This window comes from Kaistia sp. UC242_56 (assembly GCF_044452255.1).
GTDB classification, from domain to species: Bacteria; Pseudomonadota; Alphaproteobacteria; order Rhizobiales; family Kaistiaceae; genus Kaistia; species Kaistia defluvii_A.
In genome coordinates, this window is sequence record NZ_JBIOAN010000002.1 from 527047 (window position 1) to 550785 (window position 23739).

Annotated in this window: 18 protein-coding genes; 5 read left to right on the forward strand and 13 right to left on the reverse strand. The window is 66.7% G+C overall.

The window, feature by feature from the left end:
- Positions 1–218 precede the first annotated feature (218 nt).
- The 5 genes from ACHMWQ_RS05265 to ACHMWQ_RS05285 form a co-directional block, all read right to left on the reverse strand.
- Entirely contained in the window at positions 219–2657 is a 2439-nt protein-coding gene (locus ACHMWQ_RS05265) for a transketolase-like TK C-terminal-containing protein (RefSeq protein ID WP_396306655.1), read from the reverse strand.
- A gap of 301 nt (positions 2658–2958) precedes the next feature.
- A complete protein-coding gene (locus ACHMWQ_RS05270) occupies positions 2959–4032 on the reverse strand; it encodes an ABC transporter ATP-binding protein (RefSeq protein WP_396306656.1) in 1074 nt (357 codons plus the stop codon).
- 11 nt (positions 4033–4043) lie between these two features.
- Positions 4044–4880, reverse strand: a complete 837-nt coding sequence (locus ACHMWQ_RS05275) for a carbohydrate ABC transporter permease (protein WP_354553466.1) — start codon at positions 4878–4880, stop codon at positions 4044–4046.
- A gap of 3 nt (positions 4881–4883) precedes the next feature.
- Positions 4884–5816 carry a carbohydrate ABC transporter permease gene (locus ACHMWQ_RS05280; RefSeq protein WP_396306657.1) on the reverse strand — a complete coding sequence of 311 codons (933 nt, stop codon included), beginning with the start codon at positions 5814–5816 and terminating at the stop codon, positions 4884–4886.
- A 219-nt stretch (positions 5817–6035) separates the two neighbouring features.
- Positions 6036–7298, reverse strand: a complete 1263-nt coding sequence (locus ACHMWQ_RS05285; protein WP_396306658.1) for an ABC transporter substrate-binding protein — start codon at positions 7296–7298, stop codon at positions 6036–6038.
- On the opposite strand from ACHMWQ_RS05285, the gene ACHMWQ_RS05290 reads away from it, so the two are divergent.
- Positions 7204–7428, forward strand: coding sequence for an MMPL family transporter (locus ACHMWQ_RS05290; RefSeq protein WP_354553469.1), 225 nt, complete (start codon positions 7204–7206; stop codon positions 7426–7428). The two genes, ACHMWQ_RS05285 and ACHMWQ_RS05290, sit on opposite strands and share 95 nt — an antisense overlap.
- On the opposite strand, the gene ACHMWQ_RS05295 is transcribed toward ACHMWQ_RS05290, so the two are convergent.
- Together ACHMWQ_RS05295 and ACHMWQ_RS05300 are read right to left on the reverse strand one after the other, a co-directional pair.
- Positions 7331–8506, reverse strand: coding sequence for a PLP-dependent transferase (locus tag ACHMWQ_RS05295; protein ID WP_396306659.1), 1176 nt, complete (start codon positions 8504–8506; stop codon positions 7331–7333). The two genes, ACHMWQ_RS05290 and ACHMWQ_RS05295, sit on opposite strands and share 98 nt — an antisense overlap.
- Positions 8503–9249 carry a FadR/GntR family transcriptional regulator gene (locus ACHMWQ_RS05300; RefSeq protein ID WP_396306660.1) on the reverse strand — a complete coding sequence of 249 codons (747 nt, stop codon included), beginning with the start codon at positions 9247–9249 and terminating at the stop codon, positions 8503–8505. Before ACHMWQ_RS05300 ends, ACHMWQ_RS05295 begins: the two co-directional genes overlap by 4 nt.
- 326 nt (positions 9250–9575) lie before the next feature.
- Between ACHMWQ_RS05300 and ACHMWQ_RS05305 the strand changes: the two genes are divergently transcribed.
- The 4 genes from ACHMWQ_RS05305 (at position 9576) to ACHMWQ_RS05320 (ending at position 17691) form a co-directional block, all read left to right on the forward strand.
- Positions 9576–9854 (forward strand): GNAT family N-acetyltransferase, encoded by a 279-nt coding sequence (locus ACHMWQ_RS05305; RefSeq protein ID WP_354553472.1) that lies wholly within the window; start codon positions 9576–9578, stop codon positions 9852–9854.
- Positions 9855–9876: 22 nt separating this feature from the next.
- Positions 9877–11259 (forward strand): FAD-containing oxidoreductase, encoded by a 1383-nt coding sequence (locus ACHMWQ_RS05310; RefSeq protein WP_396306661.1) that lies wholly within the window; start codon positions 9877–9879, stop codon positions 11257–11259.
- Positions 11260–11470: 211 nt separating this feature from the next.
- Positions 11471–13390, forward strand: coding sequence for an autotransporter assembly complex family protein (locus tag ACHMWQ_RS05315; RefSeq protein ID WP_396306662.1), 1920 nt, complete (start codon positions 11471–11473; stop codon positions 13388–13390).
- A complete protein-coding gene (locus ACHMWQ_RS05320) occupies positions 13390–17691 on the forward strand; it encodes a translocation/assembly module TamB domain-containing protein (protein ID WP_396306663.1) in 4302 nt (1433 codons plus the stop codon). The genes ACHMWQ_RS05315 and ACHMWQ_RS05320 overlap by 1 nt, the downstream gene beginning before the upstream one ends.
- Positions 17692–17949: 258 nt before the next feature.
- Here ACHMWQ_RS05320 and ACHMWQ_RS05325 read toward each other — a convergent pair whose 3' ends face one another.
- From ACHMWQ_RS05325 to ACHMWQ_RS05350, 6 genes are read right to left on the reverse strand one after another with little or no spacing between them, the layout of a single operon-like run.
- On the reverse strand, positions 17950–18759 hold the full coding sequence (locus tag ACHMWQ_RS05325; protein ID WP_354553476.1) for an SDR family oxidoreductase: 810 nt from the start codon (positions 18757–18759) through the stop codon (positions 17950–17952).
- Positions 18760–18808: 49 nt separating this feature from the next.
- Entirely contained in the window at positions 18809–19792 is a 984-nt protein-coding gene (locus ACHMWQ_RS05330; RefSeq protein ID WP_396306664.1) for a sugar phosphate isomerase/epimerase family protein, read from the reverse strand.
- Between the two features lie 37 nt (positions 19793–19829).
- Positions 19830–20594: an SDR family NAD(P)-dependent oxidoreductase gene (locus ACHMWQ_RS05335; protein WP_396306665.1), complete on the reverse strand. Its 765-nt coding sequence runs from the start codon at positions 20592–20594 to the stop codon at positions 19830–19832.
- Between the two features lie 25 nt (positions 20595–20619).
- Positions 20620–21729, reverse strand: a complete 1110-nt coding sequence (locus ACHMWQ_RS05340; RefSeq protein WP_396306666.1) for an ABC transporter ATP-binding protein — start codon at positions 21727–21729, stop codon at positions 20620–20622.
- A 43-nt stretch (positions 21730–21772) separates the two neighbouring features.
- A complete protein-coding gene (locus ACHMWQ_RS05345) occupies positions 21773–22675 on the reverse strand; it encodes a carbohydrate ABC transporter permease (protein ID WP_354553480.1) in 903 nt (300 codons plus the stop codon).
- Positions 22672–23616 carry a carbohydrate ABC transporter permease gene (locus ACHMWQ_RS05350; RefSeq protein WP_396306667.1) on the reverse strand — a complete coding sequence of 315 codons (945 nt, stop codon included), beginning with the start codon at positions 23614–23616 and terminating at the stop codon, positions 22672–22674. Before ACHMWQ_RS05350 ends, ACHMWQ_RS05345 begins: the two co-directional genes overlap by 4 nt.
- Positions 23617–23739: the final 123 nt, after the last annotated feature.

Genomic DNA, 23739 nt, shown 5'->3' on the forward strand with positions numbered 1-23739 from the left:
GGGATCCATTCAGCTGGAGCCTTGAGCACGCAAGCCTCCCGATGCCTCGGCCGCATGGATCCCTGCTTTCGTAGGGATGACGGGCGAGGTTGGGCGTTTTGCCAGAGCCATCGGCTGACTCCGTCCAAAACCCTCGCCCTCTCCGGATGGGGCCCTAACCCCTCACCCGCCGGCTACGCCGTCGACCTCTCCCTCAGGGAGAGGAGCGCTCGACCTCCCTAAACCCCAGGTCCCGACGCCTCGCGCAGGTAGCGGACCGGGCGTTCCGGGGCGAGCGCCAGGGCGGCGCGGACGATCGCCTGGGCGTCGATGCCGTGGTGGCGATAGAGATCGGCGATCGTGCCGGTCTGGCCGAAGTGCTCGACGCCGAGCGAGCGGGTGCGGTGGCCGCCGACCGAGCCGAGCCAGCCCAAGGTCGCCGGGTGGCCGTCCAGGACCGTGACCAGCGAGCAATGATGCGGCAGGTCCGCGAACAGCCTTTCGACATGCGACTGCGCATGGACCAGGCCGCGCTCGCGGGCGCGGCCTGCCGCCGTCCAGCCGGCGTTGAGACGGTCGGCCGAGGTGATGGCGAGCAGGCCGATGTCGCGCCGGTCTTCGGCGAGCAGCCCCGTCGCCTCGATCGCTTCGGGCGCCACCGCGCCGGTATAGGCGATGACGACCTCCGCGTTCGGGCCGGGCTTGCGCAGCCAGTAGGCGCCGTCGACGATGGCGCGCGACAGCTCCTCGTCTATTGCGCGGACCGGCTGTTCCAGCGGCCGGGTCGACAGGCGCAGATAGATCGAGCCACCTGTCTGGTCGCGCAGCCAGGTGCGCTCGTCGGGGTCGCCGTCGCCATTCCTCTGGATGTAGTCGAAGCCGAAGCGGAGGATGGTGGCGAGTTCGTCGACAAAGGCCGGTTCGAAGGCGGCGAGGCCGTCCTGCGCCATGCCGATCAGCGGCGTGCCGATCGACTGGTGCGCGCCGCCTTCCGGGGCCAGCGTGATGCCGGACGGCGTGGCGACGAGGATGAAGCGCGCATCCTGGTAGCAGGCATAATTGAGCGCGTCGGCGCCGCGATAGATGAACGGGTCATAGAGCGTGCCGATCGGCAGCAGCCGCTCGCCATTGATCGAGTGGCTGAGCCCCAGGGCCGAGAGCATCAGGAACAGGTTCATCTCGGCGATGCCGAGTTCCAGATGCTGGCCCGAGGGCGAGAATTCCCAGTTGAAGGTCGAGGGAATTCGCTCCGACTTGAAGGTGTCGGCCATGCTTTCGAGCGCGAACAAACCGCGCCGGTTGACCCAGGGACCGAGATTGGTCGAGACGGTGACGTCGGGTGAGGTGGTGACAATGCGGTTGGCAAAATCACTGTCGTCGCGTGAAATTTCGTTCAGGATCTGGCCGAAGCCCGCCTGGGTCGAGAGCTCCTTGCCGCCGACGCCGGGGGTCGGCAGCACGGCGGGCACGTCGATATGCGGCGAGACGGCAGCCTTCTCGCGCTTGTTGAACGGCACGGCGTCGAGGAAAGCCTGAAGCTTTTCCGGCGCTTCGGAAAGGCCCTCGAAATTCTCCCATTCATGCCCCGGGCGGACGTTCATCGCGGTGCGGAAGGCGTCCATCTGGGTCGGGTTCATCAGGCCCGCATGATTGTCCTTGTGACCGGCGAGCGGCAGGCCGAAACCCTTGATCGTATAGGCGATGAAGCAGGTTGGCCGGTCATGCGTGCCCGCCTTGGCGAAGGCGTCGAGCAGCGTCGGCAGATCATGGCCGGCGAGGTTGGTCATCAGCCGGGCGAGTTCCTCGTCCGAGCGCGATTCGACCAGTTTCGTCACCGGTCCCTGGTCGCCGATCTCGTCGAGAAGCCGCTTGCGCCAGGACGCGCCGCCCTGGAAGCAGAGGGCGGAATAGAGCTGGTTCGGGCAATTATCGATCCAGTCGCGCAGGCGTTCGCCGCCCGGCTCCTGGAAGGCGGCTTCGAGCAGCACGCCGTATTTCAGCACAACGACGTCCCAGCCAAAATTCTGGAAGATCGCTTCGAAACGCTGCCAGAGTCCTTCGCGGACGACAGCGTCGAGGCTCTGGCGGTTGTAGTCGACGATCCACCAGGTATTGCGCAGGCCGTGCTTCCAGCCTTCGAGCAGCGCCTCGAAGATGTTGCCCTCGTCCATCTCGGCGTCGCCGACCAGCGCGATCATGCGCCCTTCGGGGTGCTCGCCGCTCCAGCCCTTGGCGCGGACATAATCCTGCACCAGTGAGGAAAACAGCGTCTGCGCCACGCCGAGGCCGACCGAGCCGGTCGAGAAGTCGACGCCGTCAATGTCCTTGGTGCGGGACGGGTAGCTCTGGGCGCCCTTGTAGGCGCGGAAATTCTCCAGCTTTTCGCGCGTCTGGCGGCCGAGCAGATACTGGATGGCGTGGAAGATCGGGCTCGCATGCGGCTTGACCGCGACGCGGTCCTGCGGGCGCAGCACGTCGAGATAAAGCGCCGTCATTATCGTGGCGAGCGACGCGGAGGAGGCCTGGTGGCCACCGACCTTGATCCCCTCCGCATTGTCGCGCAGGTGGTTGGCGTTGTGGATGGTCCACGCCGCCAGCCAGAGGATCTTCTTTTCCAGCTCCGCCAGCAGGGCGAGGCGGTCCGGAGACGGCGAAGACGGGGCGGGCGCGGTCGGCATGGACGATCCTCCATCGAACAATCAATCAAGAATGAACCGGGCGCGACGCCCGGTCCAGCATCGTGTCGCCTACTGCAAACCGCACGAACCTCATCCTGAGGCGCCCGGCGCAGCCGGGCCTCGAAGGAGGATCCAGACGGCGCCTTGCTTCCGTCTGGATCGGCGCTCGCAGGGGAGCTTCGCTGGACCCTCCTTCGAGGCTTCGCTCACGCGAAGCACCTCAGGATGATGGGGAGCGGAATGGCGGATCGCAGGTTCGGAAAGAGGCGAGAGCCGGGTTCCATCCCTGCAGATCCTTGCCTCAGCCGATGCGCGTACCGGTCGCGGTATCGAACAGGTGGATGCGGTCGACCGGGAACGAGACGCTGACCGTATCGCCGCGCACGGCGACGCCGCGCTCCAGCGAGAAGGCCTTGACGTCCTCGCCGAAGGCGCTGGCGTGCAGGATGGTGCCGAAACCGGTCGGCTCGACCAGCGAGATCAGCGCCTGGATGCCTTCGAGACCGATCTTGCCGACCAGCACATGCTCGGGACGAATGCCGAGCGTCACCTTGGTGCCGTCGGCGGTCGGGGCCGGACCGGCGAGCGGCACGACGACGCCTTGTCCCAGTTCGACCGTGCCGCCATTGGCGGTCCGGTAGGTTCCCTCGAACATGTTCATGGCCGGCGAACCCATGAAGCCGGCGACGAAGAGGTTGGCCGGGCGGTCATAGAGATCGAGCGGGCTGCCGACCTGCTGCACGAGGCCGGCATTCATCGCGACGATGCGGTCGGCCAGCGTCATGGCTTCGATCTGGTCGTGGGTGACGTAGATCGAGGTGGCGCCGAGGTCCTGGTGCAGCTTCTTGATCTCGCCGCGCATGTGCTCGCGCAAGCGGGCGTCGAGGTTGGAGAGCGGCTCGTCGAACAGGAACGCCTTGGGCGAGCGCACGATGGCGCGGCCCATGGCGACGCGCTGGCGCTGGCCGCCGGAGAGCGCCTTGGGGCGACGCTCCATCAGCGGCGTCAGGCTGAGCTTGGTGGCGGCGCCCGAAATGGCGGCGGCGATCTTCTCCTTCGCCGTCTTCCGGAGCCGGAGGCTGTAGCTCATGTTGTCGGCGACCGTCATATGCGGATAGAGCGCATAGGACTGGAACACCATGGCGATGTCGCGGTCCTTCGGGTCGAGGTCGTTGACGACCTTGCCGCCGATGCGGATCTCGCCGGAGGAAATGTCCTCAAGCCCGGCGATCATCCGCAGCAGGGTGGACTTGCCGCAGCCGGACGGGCCGACCAGCACGACGAACTCGCCGTCCTTGATGGTCAGGTCGACGCCATGCAGGATCTTGGTGCTGCCATAGGCCTTGCGGACGTCGGTGATATCGATGGATGCCATTGCGAACTCCGTCAGCCCTTGACCGCGCCGGCCGTGAGGCCCTGCACGAGGTAGCGCTGGATGAGAAGGAAGAAGATACAGGCGGGGATCAGCGCGAGCACGCCGGCTGCCATCATCTGTCCGAAATCGACCGAGAACTTCGAGACGAAGCTGAGCAGCCCGACCGGGAAGGTGCTGGCGTCGACGCCGGAGATCAGCATCAGCGCGAACAGCAGCTCGCTCCATGCCGCCGTGAAGACGAAGCCCAGCGTCGCCGCCATGCCCGGCAGCGTCAGCGGCAGGATGATCTGCCGGAACGCCATGAAGCGGGTGGCGCCGTCGATCATCGCGGCTTCCTCGAGATCCTTCGGGATGCCGTCGAAGAAGGACTGCATCAGGAAGGTCGCGAACGGCACGTTGAAGGCGACATAGACCAGCACCAGGCCTGAGAGGCTGTTGGTGAGGCCGAGCGGCGACAGCATCTTGAAGATCGGCGCGATGAGCATCACCAGCGGGAACATCTGCGTCAGCAGCATCAGCCCGACGATCCAGAACTTGCCGCGGAAGGTAAAGCGCGACAGCGCATAGCCGCCGATCGAGGACAGGATGGTGACGATGAACGCCGTCGAGACGGACACAATCATCGAATTGCGGAAGAACAGTGGGAAGTCGCTGTGCTCCAGCACGAAGGTGAAATGGTCGAGCGTCGCCCGCGACGGCCACATCCGGACGCCCTCGGAATAGAGGAGGTCGTTCGGCGTCACCGAGACCTTGACCAGCCAGTACAGCGGGAACAGGGCGAAGGCGACGTAGACGAGGATGGCCGCCCGGTGGGCGAGGGTCATGCCAAGGCGCTTGGGTCGGATCATGGTCTAGCGTTCCTTGAGCAGCGTCTGGCGCAGGAACACGATCAGCAACGAATAGATCATCAGCAGCATCAGGAGGACCAATGCGATTGCCGAGGCGTAGCCGAAATCGAGCCTGCGGAAGGCCTGGGTGAAGATGTAGCTGGCGACGATCTGCGTCTTGTCGGCCGGGCCGCCATTGGTCATCACGACGATCAGATCGGCGAAATTGGCGATCCAGATCGTGCGCAGCATGACGGTGATGGCGATCGTCGGTGCCAGGAAGGGCAGGGTGATCGAGCGGAAGCGCTGGAACGGCGTGGCGCCGTCGATGGCGGCCGCCTCATAGAGGTCGCGCGGGATCGACTGCAGGGCGGCCAGCAGCGTGATGGCGAAGAACGGGATGCCCCACCAGACATTGGCGACGATCGGGCCCCACATGGCGAGATCCGGATTGGACAGGATGTTGTCCGGCGCGCTCATCAGGCCAAGGCCGTACAGCCAATGCGGGATCGGGCCGACGACGGGGTTGAACATCCAGGCCCAGTTCAGGCCGGACAGGAAGCTCGGCACGGCCCAGGGCAGGAAGCAGAGCGCCTGGGCGAGGCCGCGGCCATAAAAGGGCTTGTCGAGCAGCAGCGCCAGGATCAGCCCGAAGGCGAACTGCAGGGTGACCGAATAGCCCGTCCAGTAGACGGTGTTCTTCAGCGCCAGCCAGAAGGTCTTGTCCTTGGCGATGGCGCGGAAGTGGTCGAGGCCGATGAAGCCGCCCGAGAACGGGTCGAGCAGCGTCATGTCGCGGAAGGCATAGGAGATGCCAATCGCGAGCGGCACCAGCATCACCGTGACGATCAGGATCAGGGCCGGGGCGGAATAGAGATAGGGCTCGCTCGCATTGGCGAGCCGCCGCAAGAACGGTCGTCGATCTCGCCCATATGGGGCGCTCACGGCCTCTGTCATCGGAAGTCGATCCCTTTGGTCTCTTCGCAGCCTGCTGGACCTCTCTTGGGCGGAGGTCGCAGTCGCGGAATTGGGTTTCGGGAGGCGCGTTGCGCCCCGGCGAGGGGCGTCCCCTCCCGCAACCGTCTCTGCCGGGTGCCGGCCCTCCCGGTGGGGGAGGGCCGGTCCGACGGTGGCCCGGGCCGAAGCGCGGGCGCAGCTAGAACGTCGCTGCCAAGCTTACTTGGTGGCGAGGAACTTCTGCTGGCTCTTGGTCAGGTAGTCGGCCCACTGCTGGCCGAGCTCTTCCGGCGTGATCTCGCCGAGCAGAGCCTGCTGGCTCGACTTGATGACCAGCGAGTCCTTGAAGAAGGCGAACTCGGGCAGGTAGGTCGGCATCACGGTCGGGACGACGTCCTTGTCCGAAAGCTCGGCGAACCAGCCCTTGAACTGCTCGCTGGCATAGAAGGGGTCGGTCTCGGCCGACTTGCGGGCCGGGAGAGCGCCCGTCTTCTTGTTCCAGGCGATGTTGCCTTCCTTGCCTTCAAGCGCTGCGAGCAGCTTCCAGGACGCTTCCTTGTCCTGGCTCGTCGAGAACATCGACCAGCCGGCATAGCCGATGGTCGGGAAGGTCTTGCCGTTATCGCCCTTCGGCATGGTCATGATGCCGTAGTCTTCCGGCTTCATCCGCTCGGCGATGGCGATCAGCGCGTCCGGGTCCTGGTCGAGCATCGCGCAGGTGCCGGAGTAGAAGCCGGCGACGATCTCGTTGAAGCCCCAGTTGACGCTGTCCTTCGGGGCCAGGCCGTTCTTGTACATGTCGGTGACGAAGGTCAGACCCTTGATCCAGCCGGCATCGGCGAAGGTCGAGGTGCCGTCTTCCTTGAAGAAGGTGTTGTCGCCATTGGCGATCGCGCCGAACATGACCCAGCCGTTCAGGCCGCCGGGGCCGCCGCGCAGGCAGTAGCCCGACTTGCCCGGCAGCGCCGAGACCTTCTTCGCGGCTTCCTCGAACTCGACCAGCGTCTTCGGAATTTCCGTCACGCCGGCCTGTTCGAACAGCTTCTTGTTGTAGAACATTGCGCGCAGATAGAAGCCGTAAGGCAGCATGTAGGCGGTGTCCTTGACCGAGCGGCCGAGCTCCAGCGCGCGGTCGTTCAGGTCGGAAGCCTCATCCCACTTGGCGATGTAGGGCTCGAGGTTTTCGAGCATGCCGCGATTGGCATAGAGCGAGAGCCAGGTGTCCGGCATCTCCATGACGTCGGGCGTCTCGCCGGCGGCGACCATGGTCGCGAACTTCTCGAAGGCCTGGCCCCAGGGCAGCGAGATGATCTCGACCGTGGTGCCGGGATTGGCGGCCTCGAAGGTCTTCACGATGCCCTTGAGCGTCTCGGTGCGCTCCGGGCTGGTGATCACTTCGACCAGCTTCAGCTTGGTGTCGGCAAGCGCCGAACCGGCGAGCAGCGCCGTCATGACGGCGGCTGCGGCGATCTTCTTGAACATTATGGTCTCCCTCTTCTTGTTAACTGCAGTGCTTACGCTCGCCGGGCGGATTCGATGGCCGCGGCGAGATCGTTCCAGAGCGCGTCGGCCCCCTCGAGGCCGACATGCAGACGAACCATGTTGGCGCTGACGCCGAAGTCGATTGCCGAATTGGGGCCGGCGGCCTGGACCCGGACGACCTGCGCCGGCACCACGAGGCTTTCATGCCCGCCCCAGCTGACGCCGATCTTGAACAGGCCGAGCGCGTCGGTGAACTTGGCGATGTCGACGGCGCCTTCGCGGAAGGTGAACGAGAACAGGCCCGACGTGCCGGAAAGGCCTGCCGGCAGCGCGTTGCCGAGGCCGGGATGCTCGACCGAGGCGACGGCGTCGTGGTCGAGCAGGCGGCGCGCGACATGCAGCGCGGCCGCTTCATGCGCCTTCATGCGGATCGGCAGGGTGCGCAGGCCACGGATCAGCAGCCAGGCATCGAAGGGCGACAGCTTGCCGCCGAGATAGGGCAGCGTGCCGGAGCGGATCTTGCCGATCAGTTCCTTCGAGCCGACGACGATGCCGGCGACGACGTCGCTATGGCCGCCGAGATATTTGGATGCCGAATGCAGGACGAGGTCGACGCCGAGCTTGATCGGCTGCTGGAACACGGGCGAGGCCCAGCTGTTGTCGATCGCGGTCAGGACGCCGTGGCGCCTGGCCATGGCCGCCAGGGCCTGGACGTCATGCGTCTCCATGGTCCAGCTGGTCGGGCTCTCCATGTAGAAGAGCGTGGCGCCCGGCAGGGCCGCCTCGACCGCCGCCTCGTCGCGGCCGTCGACATAGGTGACGGAAACGCCGTAGCGCGCGAGCAGCGTTTCGAACAGGCGGTAGGCGTCGGGATAGACGTGGCGCACGCAGACGACGCGGTCGCCGGGCTTGACGAAGGTGATCACGGTCGACGAGATCGCCGCCATGCCGCTGCCGAAGGCGAGGCCGTCCTCGGCGCCTTCCATGGCCGCGACCTTCTCCTCGAAGATGCGCACGGTCGGGTTCAAGCCGCGGCTGTAGGTCGGGCGAACCTTGAGCCCCTTATAGGTCTCCTCCATCTCGGCATAGGACGAGAAGGTGAAGAGCGAGGTCTGCACGATCGGCGGCACCACCGCGTCATAGGCGTTGACGTCGTCATGGGCGGCGATGAGGGACGCGTGGTCGAAGGCCGCGGTGAAGTCGTTCATTTCGATACCTTGTGCATGGTCTGGGCGGTGTCCTGCGACATCTCCCGGATGTCTTCCTCGACGATCTCCAGGATCGTCAGGGTGTCTCTGCGGGCGCGGTCGGCGTCCTGGGCCGCGATCGCCTCGAACAGCGTGCGGTGGAAGGGAAAGGAGCGGCCGGCAAAGTCCGGCCGGTCGAAGGGCTTGGTCCAGAAGCGCTCGAAGGCCTCGCGCATCTGCTCCAGCAACTGCCCGAACATCGGATTGTGCGAGGCGTCATAGACGGAGAGATGGAAGGCGAGGTCGTACTTGCCCGAGGTGCCCTCGGCGAGATGGACCTTCTCCATCGCCTCCAGCTTTTCCTCGATGATGTCGAGGTCGGCCTGGGTCCGCCGCAGCGCCGCCAGCGCACCGGCCTCCGCCTCCAGCCCGCGCCGGATATCGAGCGTCGCCAGCAGGCCCTCGCGCAGCGTGCCGGCATCGATCGAAAGCGGCATGTGGATGGTGTCGGAGGAGATGCCGCGCAGCAGATAGGTGCCGCTGCCTTTTCGCGACTCGACGACGCCGAGCGCCTGGAACTGGCGGATGACCTCGCGCACCGTCGAGCGGCCGACGGCCAGAGACTGCATCAGCTCGCGCTCGGTCGGCAGGCGCTCGCCCGGCTTCAGATTGGACTGCGCGATATAGTCGGCCAACGCCTTCATGACGGTGCCGGCGCGGTCGGAGGCGGGAAGCGGCGACAGGCCGGGAACGGAAAGCGTCATGCCGGCACCGCCTGCGGCGCAAGGCTCTCGGCATCAACAATCCGGCTCGTCTGGATCACGCGCGCATCCCGTTGCCACGCCCGAAGGCTTCCCAAAATTGGTCTGACATCTGATCATTTCTACAATGCTGTCATTTCGTCAAGGGCAGGATTTTCGGCAGCTTGATGCCTGTTTGGGCAAGGGCATGGGTCGCACAACCCTGCGGTGCCGGCCGGCGGGAGCACAAAATTCCGGCCAAGCCGGCAAAGCTGTCTGATTCTGCGGCTTCTGGCGGGGGCCGTGACCTGCTAGCCTCGTTTCGCGCATGTTGCGCCGGGCGGACGAGCATGAGCGACAAGCCGGACCTTCAGATCACGCCGACGCGCTTCGAGATGGAGGTCGACGGCCATGTTGCCTTCATCCTCTACCGGATGCAGGGCGACGTCATCGAACTGGTGCACACCGAGGTGCCGGCCGAACTCGGCGGCCGCGGCATCGGCACGCAGCTGGTGCGCGCCGTGCTCGACAACATCCGCGCCCGCGGCGCCAAGCTGCATCCGCTCTGCCCCTTCGTGCACGCCTATATCGCGCGCCATCCCGAATATGCCGATCTCGTCACCGACTGAATCCAGCTGACCGGAGACACGCATGCCATCCTTCGATGCCATCATCATCGGCACCGGCCAGGCCGGGTCGCCGCTTGCCGGCCGGCTGACCGAGGCCGGCATGAAAGTCGCCATCATCGAACGCAACCTGTTCGGTGGCACCTGCGTCAACACCGGCTGCACCCCGACCAAGACGCTCGTCGCCAGCGCCAAGACGGCGCAGATGGCGCGCCGTGCGGCCGATTACGGCGTCCTCCTCGACGGCCCGGTCAAAATCGACATGAAGAAGGTCAAGGCGCGCGCCGACAGCGTCTCCGGTGCGTCGCGCGACGGCATCGGAACCTGGCTCGACGGCATGGCCAACTGCACCGTCTATCGGGGCCATGCCCGCTTCCTGGATTCCAGGCGCGTGCAGGTCGGCGATGACGTGCTCTCGGCCGACAAGATCTTCATCAATGTCGGCGGCCGCGCCACTCTCCCGGAGATTCCGGGGCTCGCCTCGGTGCCCCACCTCACCAACAGCACGATCCTCGACCTCGATGTCGTTCCCGATCACCTGCTGATCATCGGCGGCAGCTATATCGGGCTGGAATTCGCGCAGATCTATCGCCGCTTCGGGGCCAAGGTGACGGTGTTCGAAACCGGACCCCACCTGATTCGCCGCGAGGACGAGGACATTTCGCGCGCGGTGGCGGAGATCCTGACCGCCGAGGGGATCGACATCGTCACCGGCGCCGCCAACCTCTCGGTCAGCCGGGCGACCAACGGTTCCGGCAGCATCGCGCTCAGCCATGACGGCCCGAACGGGCTGCAGGCGGTCGGCGGTTCGCACCTGCTCGTCGCCACAGGCCGCCGTCCCAACACCGATGATCTCGACGCGGAAAAGGCCGGGATCGCGCTCGACGCGCATGGCTACATCATCGTCGACGACGCGCTCCGCACCAATGTCGACGGCATCTGGGCGATGGGCGATTGCAACGGCAAGGGCGCCTTCACCCACACCGCCTATAACGACTTCGAGATCGTCGCCGCCAACCTGCTCGACAACGACCCGCGCCGCGTCAGCGACCGCATCCCGGTCTATGCGCTCTATATCGATCCGCCGCTCGGCCGCGTCGGGCTGACTGAGACCGAGGCGAAGAAGAGCGGCCGGAATATCGTGGTTTCGACCCGGCCGATGGCCCGCGTCAGCCGGGCGATCGAAAAGGGCGAAACGCAAGGTTTCATGAAGATTGTCGCGGACGCCGACAGCGGCGAGATTCTGGGCGCGGCGCTGCTTGGAACCGGCTGCGACGAGGTCGTGCATTCGCTGATCGATGTCATGTATGCCAGGCGCCCGTATGAACAGGTTCGTCGCGGCGTCCACATTCACCCGACGGTTTCGGAACTGCTTCCGACCATGATGGCCGAGTTCCACCCGGCCTGACGTCACCGTCGCCACCCTTTCCCAGGGTTGCAGAGATCGGCCTTGGCTGACGGGCGGTAGTGGCGCGAGGGCCTATGTATGGTAAATGTTAAGGATAGTCTCATAGAGACAGGAGCGTATTGGCCGAAGTAGCGTTCCGGCGATGTGTATGGGTGTAGTACCGTTGAAAGTCTCTCTTCTCCCGCCGCGCGGCAAACGTTTGCGGCGCCGGTTGCCCCAGACTCTCGCCTCGGCCCTTGTGCTGGTTATGGTGGGCTCGTCGGCGGGCTACGCGCAGGATGGCGGGTTTTTCAGCGGAATCCGGTCGTTCTTTGGCAAGACCAAGGAAGAGCCGGTCGCGGACGCCGTCGCCTACAAGCCGACGATCAATGTCATCGACGCCCCGCGTTCGCTGCGCAAGGCGATCACCGCCGCTTCCAATCTCGAGTCGATGAAGAAGTCGCCGCCTTCCGGCGCGGCCGGGCTGCTGCGCCGCGCGCGCTCCGACATCGACCAGATCACCGCCGCGCTCTATACGAATGGCTATTATGCCGGCTCCATCCGCATCACCATCGCCGGCCGCGATATCGACGCGCCCGATATCCTGCAGGTGATCGAGGCGGCGCGTCCGGCTGGGCCGGTGCCCGTCCAGGTCGATGTCACGACGGGGCCGCTGTTCCATTTCGGCGAGATCTCGCTGGTCGACGCCGATCGTCGCCGGCCGCTGCCCATGGCGCCGACGCTGAAGAGCCTGCGCCTGCTGCCCGGCGACGAGGCGAAGTCGTCGACCATCCTCGACGCCGAGGGCCGGATCGCCGAATTCTACCGCAAGGAAGGCCACGCCTTCGCCAAGGTAGTCGACAAGGACGTGGTCGCCGACCACGCCACCAACCTCGTCAACGTCACCTATGTCGTCAGCCCCGGCCCGGCCGTGGCCTTTGGCCAGGTCACCGTCTCCGGCACGGAGAAGGTGCGGCCGTCCTTCGTCCAGGAGCGGGTGCGCATCATTCCCGGGGAGATGTTCTCGCCGCAGCGCCTGGCCGATACGCGCAAGTCTCTGCTGAAATACGAGGCGTTTTCCGGTGTTCGCGTCGTGGAGGGCACCAAGCTCGACGCCAATGGCCGCCTGCCGGTCGATGTCGAGGTGACCGAGCGCAAGCCGCGCTATGTCGGCTTCGGCGCGAAATATTCCTCGACCGACGGCTCGTCGATCAATGCCTTCTGGGGCCACCGCAACCTGTTCGGCGGCGCCGAGACGCTACGCCTCGACGGTCAGCTCTCGTGGTTCGGCGGCAAGTCCGAGGCGGTGCCCGACGCCAATCCGTTCGGCTACCGCTTCGCTGCCACCTTCGGCAAGCCCGGCATCTGGACGCCGATCGACGATCTCGTCGCCCAGGCGGCGGTCCTGCGCGAGGTGACCGACGCCTATGTCCGCGAGGGCGTGACCTTCACGGGCGGCGTTCGCCGCAACTATAGCGACCAGTTCTCGGTCCAGGTCGGCCTCGATCTCGAGCAGTCGCACGTCCAGGACACCAACGGTTCGCGCGACGACACCATCGTCGGCGTGCCGATCGATGTCGCCTACGACACCACCGACAATGCGCTCGATCCTTCCAAGGGCATCCGCGCCAGCGGCACGTTCGAGCCTTTCGCCTATCTCGGCCAGGCCAGCGCCGGCCCGATGATGTTCAAGGGTTCGCTGGCGGCCTATCGCGCCTTTGACGAGGACAAGCGTTACATCCTCGCCGGCAAGATCTCGGCCGGCACGATCTTCGGCGCCGACCTGCTCGACGTGCCCCCGCAGCGTCGCTTCTATGTCGGCGGCGGCGGCTCTCTGCGCGGCTATGATTATCAGTCGGCCAGCCCGCGCAATGCCGATGGCGACATCATCGGCGGCCTCAGCTTCGTCACCGCCTCGGTCGAGGCGCGCGTGAAGATCACCGACACGATCGGGCTCGTGCCGTTCGTCGACATCGGCGCCGCTTCCGAAGGCTCGGTGCCGGACTTGGGCGACCTGCGCTATGCCGCGGGCCTCGGTCTGCGCTATTATACCGGCATCGGACCGGTCCGGCTCGATGTCGCCATTCCGCTCAATCCCGAGCCCGGCGATGCCGGGTACGGCGTCTATATCAGCCTTGGACAATCCTTCTGATGCCCCGCGCCCTCACCATCCTGCGCTGGCTCGGCGTCGGTTTCATCGCCGTCCTGATCACGCTCGTCGCCCTGTTCGGTTTCCTGCAGACCGGTCCCGGCCTGCGCATGCTCGCCAGCGTCGGCAGCAAGCTTGCCAGCAGTGACGGGCTGACCGTCCGCATCGAAGGCATTTCCGGCTTCGTGCCGTCCGACATGAGCGTCGCGCGCATCGACGTCGCCGACGCCACCGGTCCGTTCGCCCAGATCGAGAATTTGCGTCTCGCCTGGCATCCGATGTCGCTGCTTTCCGGCAAGGTGGCGATCAGCGATCTCGCCGCCGAACGGGTCGCGGTCTCGCGCAAGCCCGTTCTGCCGCCCTCCACCTCGACGTCGTCCAGCAACGGCCTGCCGTTCATCCGCGTCGCGCTCGATCAGCTCGATATCGCCCGGATCGACATTGGCGAGCCCGTGCTCGGCATGGCGGCGGTTCTCCGCCTGCAGGCCTCGGCTCGCCTGGTCGACCCGGCCGAGGGGCTGGCGCTCGACTTCGCGCTGGTGCGCGAGGACGCGCCCGGCGAGATCAAGGGCCGCGCCCGCTATGCGCCGGGCGACGGCACGGATTCGCTCTATCTCGACGTCACCGCCAGCGAGCCGGCCGGCGGCCTGGTCGCGCGGCTGGCGCAGATCGAGGGCCTTCCCGCCCTGTCGCTTTCGGTCAAGGGCAACGCCCCGCTCGACAATTGGGACGGCCGCATCGCGCTCGACGCGGGCGCCGCCGGCCATCTGGGCGGCACGGCAGCCGTCAAGCAGGTCGAGAATGGCCGCCGCGTCATGCTCGATCTCGCCGGCGAGATCGCCGGCCTGGTGCCGCCCGATATCCGGCCGCTGTTCAGCGGGCAGACGACGCTGATGGGCTCCGCCATTGTCGGGCCGGAAGGGCGCATCGCGCTGGAAGGGCTGAACGCCACCGCCGCCGGTTTCGGCCTGGCGCTGGTCGGCCAGCTCGACACCTCCGCCAGGACCGCGGATCTGAAGCTCGACCTGGTGGGCGGCGACCCGTCCCATTTCGCCGCCTTCGCGCCGGGTGTCACCTGGTCCGGCTGGCGCCTGAACGCCGCCGTGACGGGCGCGTTCGCCTCGCCCTCGGTCGATGCGACGCTGACCGCGCAGAACCTTTCCGGCGCCGGCTATGGCGCCACCGACGTCAGCCTCGTCGCCAAGACAACCCCGGCCGCGGGCGGGCTCGCCTTCACCGTCGACGGCAATGCCGCCGGCCTGAGCGCCGACGACCCGAAGGTTGCCGCCGCCCTCGGCAAGACCGCGAAGCTCACCGCCGCCGGTTCGCTCGGCGAAGCCGGCCCCGTGCTGACCGACGCCAAGGTCACGCTGGAGCCGCTCGATCTCGCCTTCACCGGCACGGCGGCACCGAAATCCGTCCAGGGCGCGCTGCGCCTCGACCGGCTCAACCTCGCCGCCTTCTCCGGGCTCGCCGGCCGGCCGCTTTCGGGCAGCGCCGTGCTCGACGCCAGGATCGACGCTGACCCCTCGACCCGTCGCATCGCGCTCGAGCTCGACGGCTCGTCCAAGGCGATCACCACGGGCATCGCCCAGGTCGATGATTTCTTCGCCGGCGAGAGCCGGATCAAGGGCGCGGTGTCGCTGGCCGAGGATGGCCGCATCGCCGTCAACGGGCTGACGCTCGCCGCCAAGGGCCTCGACGTCGCGGTCGATGGCGGCATCGAGAAATCCGCCGCCGACCTGACCGCGCGGGTCAAGCTCGCCAATCTGAAGCAGTTCGATCCCCGCATCTCCGGGGCTGCCAATGCCGACCTCCGCTTCACCGGCGGGCTCGATGCGCTCGGCCTCACCGGCAAGGTCTCGATTCCGTCCGGCGTCGCCATGGACAAGCCGATCGAGAACCTGACGCTTTCGGTCGATCTCACCGACCTGACGGGCCGTCCGGGCGGCACGGTGGCGCTCGACGGCAAGCTGGCCGGCAAGCCCGCCAAGGGCGGCGCGAGGCTGACCTCGCTTGCCGATGGCGGCCGCCGCCTCGATGATCTCGACCTGGCGATCGGCGGCGTCCGCGCCAAGGGCGCGGCGGCGCTGGCCGCTTCCGGCCTGATCGACGGCAAGATCACCATCGCCGCCTCCAACCTCGCCGACCTCTCGGCGCTGATCCTGACCGACATCGCCGGCAAGCTGGATGCGACCGTCGTGCTCGATGCCTCGAACGGCGCCCAGCGCGTCGCGATCGACGCCAAGGCGCAGGGCATCGACGTCGCCGGCAACCGGGTCGACCGGGCCGACATCAACGCCCGTATCGCGGATCTTTTCGGCACACCGGTAATCGACGGCAAGGCCGTGCTCGGCGGCGTCCGCGCCGGCGGCCAGGTCATCGAGAGCGCCACCGTGACGGCGAAGAGCGCCGGCACCGCCACCGACGTGACGCTCGACACCGCGCTGCTCGGCTCCAGCATCAACGGCAAGGCGCGCATCTCGCCGGCCGGCGCCGACACCAATATCCGCCTCGATGCGCTGAAGATCTCCCGCGCCGGCACCAATGTGACGCTGTCGGCGCCGTCCAACATCACCATCGCCAAGGGTGGCGTCTCCATCGACCGGCTGGCGCAGGCGACCGGAGACGGCCGCGCCACGATCAGCGGCAAGGCCGGCGAAACGCTCGACCTGAATGTCGACCTGCGCAACCTGCCGCTGTCGCTGGCATCGCTCGCCGCGCCGACGCTCGACATGCGCGGCACGCTGAGCGGCACCGCGCGCATCACCGGCAAGGCGACCGCGCCGGCGGGCGATTACGATCTCAAGGTGGCAAAACTCACCAATGCCGACATCGCCCGCGCCGGCCTCGGACCGTTCGACATTTCCGCGCGCGGAAAACTGGGCGGCGGCCGCGTCGGCGTCCAGGCGACCATCAACGCGCCTTCGGTTTCCGGCCTGACGATCAACGGCTCGGTGCCGATCGCCGCTGGCGACCTGGACCTGAAGATCAAGGGCGCCATCGATCTCGCCATCGCCAACACGGCGCTTGCCACCTCCGGCGGAAATCTGCGCGGCAAGGCGGTGGTCGATGCGGCGCTTGGCGGCCCGACCTCGGCGCCGCGCGCGTCCGGCTCCATCCGGGTCTCGGGCGCCAGCTACAACGACTCGCTGAACGGCATCGCGCTTTCCAACATCGAGGCGGTGCTGACCGGTTCCGACCGCGCCGTGACGGTGTCGTCCTTCTCGGCCCAGACCGTCCAGGGCGGCCGCATCGTCGGCAAGGGCAACATCGCGCTCGACCCGGCACAGGGCTTCCCGGCCGCCGTCGAGATGACGCTGCAGAAGGCGACGTTGGTCTCCAGCGACCTGATGCGCCTGGTCGCGGACGGCAAGATCAACATCCAGGGCCCGGTCGCGACACGGCCGAAGATCGCCGGCCAGATCAATGTCCGCAGCCTCGACATCAACATCCCGGACAAGATCGCGGGCGGCATCGATCCGCTCGAGGTGCGCCACGTCAACACCGGCGGCAAGCAACAGGTAAAGGGCGGCATCCGCGCCCAGGCGCAGAACCGCGCCAACGCCACGGCCAAGAAGAAGGCCAAGGCACCGAGCCCGTTCGTCGCCGATCTCGACCTGAAGGTCTCGGCCCCCAACGGCGTGTTCGTGCGCGGCATGGGCATGGACGCGGAATTCGGCGGCGACCTGACGCTGCGCGGCACCACGGCCGACATGATCACGCTGGGCGGATTCAACCTGCGGCGTGGACGCTTCAGCGTCGTCGGCCGCCAGCTCACCTTCACCGAGGGCACCATCACCTTCAATGGCAGCCTCGATCCGGAGCTGAACTTCAAGGCCGACACGTCGGGCGGCGACGTCGTCGCCAGCATCATCATCGCCGGCAATGCCTCGGCGCCGGAGGTGAGCTTCACCTCGACGCCGACCCTGCCGCAGGACGAGGTGATCGCCCGGCTGCTGTTCGGCCGCTCGATCAGCACGCTGACCGCCGGTCAGGCGCTGCAGGTGGCGCAGACGGTGGCGCAGTTCTCCGGCGGCGGGCCGGGCGTGGTCGATTCGATTCGCCGCTCGCTCGGCGTCGATGCGCTCAATATCGGCACGGATTCGACCGGCAAGGGCGGCCAGATCGGCGCCGGCAAGCGGCTGAACGACAAGATCTATGTCGGCGTCCAGCAGGGCACGACGCCGGATTCGAGCAAGGTCACGGTTGATGTCGACGTGACCCGCAACATCCGCATCCAGGGCGCCGCCGGCGCCGACGGCTCGAACGAGCTCGGCATCGGCGCGCAGTGGGATTATTGAGGCCGGTTCTCTGGCTCACTTCGCCTGAGGAGACTGCGGTGCCAGGTCGCCCGCCTGAGGCGGCGTGCGATCGGATGTCGTAGCTCTCCCATCATCCTGAGGCGCTTCGCGTCAGCGAAGCCTCGAAGGAGGATCCAGCGGAGCTCCCTCGACCGCCGGACGCGGGCGCTCCCTGGACCCTCCTTCGAGGCCCGGCTGCGCCGGGCACCTCAGGATAATGGTTGCGTTCCGGCCGGTTGTCCGGGATGGGACTTGCCTTTACCCCGGGAACAGCGTCAGGCCGCCATCGACGCGGATCACCTGGCCGTTGATGAACTTCGAGCCCGGGCCTGCCAGGAACGCCACGGCGTCGGCGATCTCGGACGGTTCGGCGTAGCGGTTGAACGACTTGCCCGACGAATCCATCTTCACCGGGTCGACGACGCGGGTCGCCTGGAAGCGGGCCGATTTGGTCGGTCCGGGGCTCACCGCGTTGATCCGCACGCCCTCTTCATAGAGCTCCTTGGCGAGGCAGCGCGTGTAGTGCACGACAGCCGCCTTCAGCGTCGAATAGACGACTTCCGGCGAGCAGCCCATATGCGCCGCCGCCGAGGCGATGTTGATGACCGAGCCGCTGCCGGCCGCCACCATCGCCGGCACGAAGGCCTGGCAGACCAGCATGGTACCGATCAGATTGTTGTTGGTGAGGACGGTGATGTCCTCGAACGAGATGTGGAGCGCGTCGTTCGGCTTCGGCTTGTTGCCGGAGGCGCCGATATCGCCACCGGCGCAATTGACCAGCACGTTGACCGTGCCGAGCTTGGCCTCGATTTCTTCCTTCATCTTCTGGACCGCGGCGGGGTCGCCGATATTGCCGGTGACGGCGACGGTGCGAACGCCATGCTTGGCGATCTCGGCGGCGACTTCACCCAGATCCTTCGCCTCGCCATACTTGGCCGGTCCCGTCCATTCTAGATCGTGGATCGCGACGTCGGCGCCGAGGCTCGCCAGCTTCTCGGCCATGGTGCGGCCCAGGCCGCGGCCCGAGCCGGTGACGAAGATGATCTTTCCGGCGAGTTCCTTGCTCATTGGCGAGCTCCTTCTGGATTTCGGTGTCGAGGGAATGGGGTGCGAAAGGTCACGGCATGACGCCGAGCGAGCGCATGTTGGCGACGCTCCTGCGGATCATGTCGAGTTCGTACGCGACGAGCGCGCCATCCTCGCCGCGCTCCCAGGGGGTGCGGTAGTCGGCGTCGTCGGAGAGGCGATTGCGCCGCGCCGCGAGCAGGCAGGCGGCGAGCGAGCGGGCGCTGCGCGGCGCATAGCCGTTCCACCAGTCCGGCGTCAGCAGGCGCACATGCCGAACGTCGAGCGCGCCGGGTTCCAGCACGGCGGTGAGTTGCGGGTGATGTTCGGCCAGAATGGCGAGCACCTCGGCGAACGGCACGACGCCGTCGCCGATCGCGCAGCGGACGAGGCGAAAACCCTCATCGGTGAACTGGACGTTGTAGTCCTTGAGGTGGACGTGCCGGACCCAGGGCGCGACGCGGCGGGTGAAATCGAGCGGCGCCTCGCCGACGGGGAGCGTGTTGCCGGTGTCGTAGCAGATGCCGACGGAGGGACCCACCTCCTCGCAGAGCGCGACCAACTCGTCGCTGGTGAAATCCTGGTGGTTCTCGATCACCAGCGTCCGGCCCTCGGCCTCGGCGCGCGGTGCATAGAGCGCCAGCGCCGCGTGCACGCCGCGCACCAGCTCGTGCCACTTCTCGCCCCAGGCGTTGCGGTCGCCGCAGAGCACCGAGGTCAGGCAGACGCGGATCTGCTTGGCATCCAGCCGCTCGGCCGAGCGAAACGCGCTGTCGAGCGGGCCGTGGTTCAGGCCGCTGCTGATCACCGGCGTCATGCCGAGCGAGGCCAAGCGCGCCTTCAGCGCCGCGACCTCGCCATCGTCGAGCCGCGCGATCCAGGGCTCGAAGATCTCCAGCGTCTTCGCGCCAAGCTCTTCGGCCAGTTCGATGAAACCTTCAAGGCCGCGTCCTTCCGGATTGGCGCGCGGCGTGCCGTGGCCCTGCAGGCCGAGATAGTAGGTCAATCCATACGGGTTCAGTCCGACTTGCAGCATGGCATTTCCAATCTGCCGAAGGGTTTTGCGGGCGGCGCTAGATCAGGCCGCCATCGACGATGATGGATTGCTTGGTGATCATCCGGCTGTCGTCGGCGCCGAGGAACAGCACGGTGCGGGCGATCTCGTCGCCCAGCAGCACCTTTTGGATGCATTGCCGGCTCACCAGAGCGTCGACGCTTTCCGGCGTCGGATACCAGAGCGCGTGCTGTTTCTCGGTCATCACCGCGCCGGGCTCGATCGCGTTGACGCGGATGTTGTCGCCACCGAAGGCGCGCGCCAGGCTGCGCGTCAGGCCGAGCACCGCCGCCTTGGCCGTGGTGTAGGCCGGCATGTTCGGCGCGCCGCCGCGCCAGGCGATCGACGAGAAGTTGATGATCGAGCCACCGCCAAGAGCCTGCATCTGTGGTCGAACGGCCTGGGCGGTGAAGAATTGCGGGCGCAGATTGATCGCCTGCGCCCAGTCCCAATATTCCTCGGTCACCGCATCGATCTCGTGCCGGTCGTCATTGGCGGCATTGTTGACCAGCACGCCGATCGGCCCGAGCGCGCGGCCGACCTCGGCGATCACCGCCTGCGTCGCGGCGGTGCCGGTCAGGTCGCAGCGGTAGAAGCGGGGCTTGTGCTCGGCGCCGGCGAGTTCTTCGGCAAGCGCCTCGCCGGCATCCGCCTGGATATCGACGAAGGCGACTTTCGCGCCGGTTCCGGCAAAGGCGCGGACGATGTCGGCGCCGATGCCGGAGGCGCCGCCGGTCACAAACACGACGCGCCCGGAAAGGCTTGGGTAGTTGGCAAAGGTCATGGAGGCTGGCCCGTCGGCTGCGCGGCTAGATGAGGTTGCGGGTGACGGGGTCGAACAGGCAGGCATGCGACATGTCGATGCCCAGCGTGATCGTCTCGCCCATGCGCGGCGCCTCGTCCGGGTCGAAGCGGCCGGTGACTTCCAGCTCGCCGAAGCGCATCAGCCCGATGGTCTCGGCGCCGGTCGGCTCGACCATCTCGACCGGCGCGTCGACGCTGGCGATGCTCTTCTTGCTGGCCTTCAACTCGTGCGAATAGCGGAAGATGTGCTCCGGCCGCACGCCTAGGATGACGTCGCGGCCCGCTGAGCCCGGCGAGATGCCGTCCTGCAGCGTCAGCACCGACGTGCCGCCCGTCGCCTTGATCGAAACCGCCGGCTTGCCCTCGGCATCGGTGGTCAGCGTCGCGGGGATGAAGTTCATCGCCGGCGAGCCCATGAAGCCGGCGACGAACATGTTGGCCGGGCGGTCATAGACCACCTGCGGCTCGTCGAACTGCTGCACCTGGCCCTGGTGCATCACCGCGATGCGGGAGGCGAGCGTCATCGCCTCGACCTGGTCGTGCGTGACATAGACCGTGGTCTTGCCGACCCGGTGGTGCAGCTTCTTGATCTCGGTGCGCATGTCGACGCGCAGCTTGGCGTCGAGGTTGGAAAGCGGCTCGTCGAACAGGAACAGCTTGGGGTCGCGCACCAGAGCGCGGCCCATGGCGACGCGCTGGCGCTGGCCGCCGGAAAGCTGGCCGGGCTTGCGCTTCAGCAGTGGCTCGATCTGCAGCAGCGCCGCGACGCGCTTCACCGCCTCGTCGCGCTGCGGCTTCGGCACGCCGCGGCTTTCCATGCCGAAGGTGATGTTCTCGCGCACCGTCATGGTCGGATAGAGCGCGTAGGACTGGAACACCATGGCGATGTCGCGGTCCTTCGGCGCCACCGAATTGACCAGCCGGTCGCCGATGCGGATCTCGCCCTCGGAGACGCTTTCGAGCCCGGCGATCATGGCGAGCAGGGTGGATTTCCCGCAGCCCGAAGGCCCGACCAAGGCGATGAATTCGCCGGTCCGCGCCTCGATGTTGATGCCCTTCAGCACCTCGACGGCGCCGAAGCTCTTGCGCAGGTTGCGGATGGTCAGGGACGACATGCGAGCCTCATCGGATTGCAGCAAAGATCAGGGGAGCAGGTCATCACTTGATCGCTCCCTGGGTGAGGCCCCGGACGAAATACTTGCCGCCGAGGAAGTAGACGAGCAGGGGCGGCAGCGCGCCGATCAGCACGGCGGCGCTCATCACGTCATAGGCGCGGACATTGGTGCCGCTGGCAGTCAGCGCCACGAGCGCGGCGGTGATCGGCTGCTCCCGGCCCGAGGTGAACACGACGCCGAACAGATATTCGTTCCAGATGCCGGTGAACTGCCAGATCACGGTGACGATCAGGATCGGCGGCGACAGCGGCAGGATGATCTTGCGGAAGATCCGCCAGAAGCCGGCGCCGTCGATGCGCGCCGCCTTGATCAGGTCGTCGGGAATCGAGACGTAATAGTTGCGGCAGAACAGGGTTGTGAACGAGATGCCCTGCACGACGTGGATCAGGATCAGCCCGTAGGTCGAATTGGTCAGCCCGACTTTGCCGAGCAGGAAGGCCCAGGGCATCAGCGCGATCTGGCCCGGCATGAACACGCCGAGCAGCATCAGCGTGAACAGCACTTCCGAGCCCTTGAAGCGCCATTTCGACAGCACGTAGCCGTTCATCGCGCCGAGCAGGGTCGAGAGGATGGTGGCAGGCACCGCCATCCAGAGCGAGTTCAGGAAGTTGCGGCGCATGCCCTCGCAGGTGCCGCCGATGCAATAGGTGCTCCAGGCTTCCGCCCAGGCCTTCAGCTGGAAGCTGCGCGGGAAGGCGATCAGGCCGTTCTGCGCGATCTCCGGCTGCTCGCGGAACGAGTTGAAGACGAGGATCAGCAGCGGCGCCAGGTAGATCACCGCGAAGATCGTCAGCAGCGCGTAGATGACCGTGCGGCTGACGAAGTGGCGGCGGGAGGCGGCGGCGGCTTCACGGTCATGGACCGCGGCGATGGTGGCGTCGGTCATGGACGGCTCTCCCGGCGATGGCGCCAGACCACGAACAGCGCGTAGGGCACCAGCACCACGGCAAGCGCTGCCAGCATCATCATGGCGGCGGCGGCGCCTTCACCGATCTGCCCGCGCTGGAACATCAGATCGTAGACATAGATGGCCGGGAAGGTGGTCGAGATGCCGGGTCCGCCGCGCGTTAGCGCCGCGACGAGATCGAAGGTCTTGATCGCGAACTGGATCTGCACCACGGCGACCGCCAGGAAGATCGGCGAGATGATCGGCAGGATCACCCGGCGATAGGTCCGGAAGGTCGAGGCGCCGTCGATCTGCGCCGCCTTGATCAGGTCCTGGTCGACCGAGCGAAGCCCGGCGAGGAACAGCGCCATGGCGAAGCCCGAGCTTTGCCAGATGCCGGTGATGATGATGGCGTAGATCGCCGTGCTGCGGTCGGAAGCCAGCGCGAAGTTGAAATCGGTCCAGCCGAGGCTGCGCACCAGCATCTGGATGCCGTCGGTCGGGTTGTAGAGCCAGCTCCAGACCGTGCCGGTGACGATGAAGGACACGGCGAGCGGATAGAGGAAGATGGTCCGCCAGATCGCCTCGCCGCGCACGCGCTGGTCGATCAGGACGGCGAGGAGGAGGCCGATGCCCATCGCGCCGACGATGTAGAAGGCGGAGAAGAAGAACAGATTGCTGTAGGCGATGTTCCAACGCCGGTTGCTCCACAGCGAAACGTAGTTGTCGAGACCGACAAAGCCGTAGCTCGGCAGCAAGGACGAGTTGGACAGCGAGATATACAGCGTCCAGATCGTGAAGACGAAGATGTAGACGAAGGACGCCGCCAAGGACGGCGCGAGAATGAGGATCGGCGAGATCCGGGCGAGACGCTCCCGCCAGGTGGGGCCGGGCGCCGCCGACGCGGAATTCCGGCCGGCATCCATTGGAACTGTCGACATTGCTGGCCCTGTCCTTGTGAGCCGGATCCTGGGGACCCGGGCTTCTCACCTCACCTCAAGGGAGAGGTCGGCTCGAAGAGCCGGGTGAGGGTTTAGGGAACCATCCGGTGAGGCCGCAGACCC

Coding starts and splice junctions, on each gene's coding strand:
- ACHMWQ_RS05265 (WP_396306655.1), bottom strand. CDS start 2,657: ATGCCGACCGCGCCCGCCCCGTCTTCGCCGTCTCCGGACCGCCTCGCC.
- ACHMWQ_RS05270 (WP_396306656.1), bottom strand. CDS start 4,032: ATGGCATCCATCGATATCACCGACGTCCGCAAGGCCTATGGCAGCACC.
- ACHMWQ_RS05275 (WP_354553466.1), bottom strand. CDS start 4,880: ATGATCCGACCCAAGCGCCTTGGCATGACCCTCGCCCACCGGGCGGCC.
- ACHMWQ_RS05280 (WP_396306657.1), bottom strand. CDS start 5,816: ATGACAGAGGCCGTGAGCGCCCCATATGGGCGAGATCGACGACCGTTC.
- ACHMWQ_RS05285 (WP_396306658.1), bottom strand. CDS start 7,298: ATGTTCAAGAAGATCGCCGCAGCCGCCGTCATGACGGCGCTGCTCGCC.
- ACHMWQ_RS05295 (WP_396306659.1), bottom strand. CDS start 8,506: ATGAACGACTTCACCGCGGCCTTCGACCACGCGTCCCTCATCGCCGCC.
- ACHMWQ_RS05300 (WP_396306660.1), bottom strand. CDS start 9,249: ATGACGCTTTCCGTTCCCGGCCTGTCGCCGCTTCCCGCCTCCGACCGC.
- ACHMWQ_RS05305 (WP_354553472.1), top strand. CDS start 9,576: ATGAGCGACAAGCCGGACCTTCAGATCACGCCGACGCGCTTCGAGATG.
- ACHMWQ_RS05310 (WP_396306661.1), top strand. CDS start 9,877: ATGCCATCCTTCGATGCCATCATCATCGGCACCGGCCAGGCCGGGTCG.
- ACHMWQ_RS05320 (WP_396306663.1), top strand. CDS start 13,390: ATGCCCCGCGCCCTCACCATCCTGCGCTGGCTCGGCGTCGGTTTCATC.
- ACHMWQ_RS05325 (WP_354553476.1), bottom strand. CDS start 18,759: ATGAGCAAGGAACTCGCCGGAAAGATCATCTTCGTCACCGGCTCGGGC.
- ACHMWQ_RS05330 (WP_396306664.1), bottom strand. CDS start 19,792: ATGCTGCAAGTCGGACTGAACCCGTATGGATTGACCTACTATCTCGGC.
- ACHMWQ_RS05335 (WP_396306665.1), bottom strand. CDS start 20,594: ATGACCTTTGCCAACTACCCAAGCCTTTCCGGGCGCGTCGTGTTTGTG.
- ACHMWQ_RS05340 (WP_396306666.1), bottom strand. CDS start 21,729: ATGTCGTCCCTGACCATCCGCAACCTGCGCAAGAGCTTCGGCGCCGTC.
- ACHMWQ_RS05345 (WP_354553480.1), bottom strand. CDS start 22,675: ATGACCGACGCCACCATCGCCGCGGTCCATGACCGTGAAGCCGCCGCC.
- ACHMWQ_RS05350 (WP_396306667.1), bottom strand. CDS start 23,616: ATGTCGACAGTTCCAATGGATGCCGGCCGGAATTCCGCGTCGGCGGCG.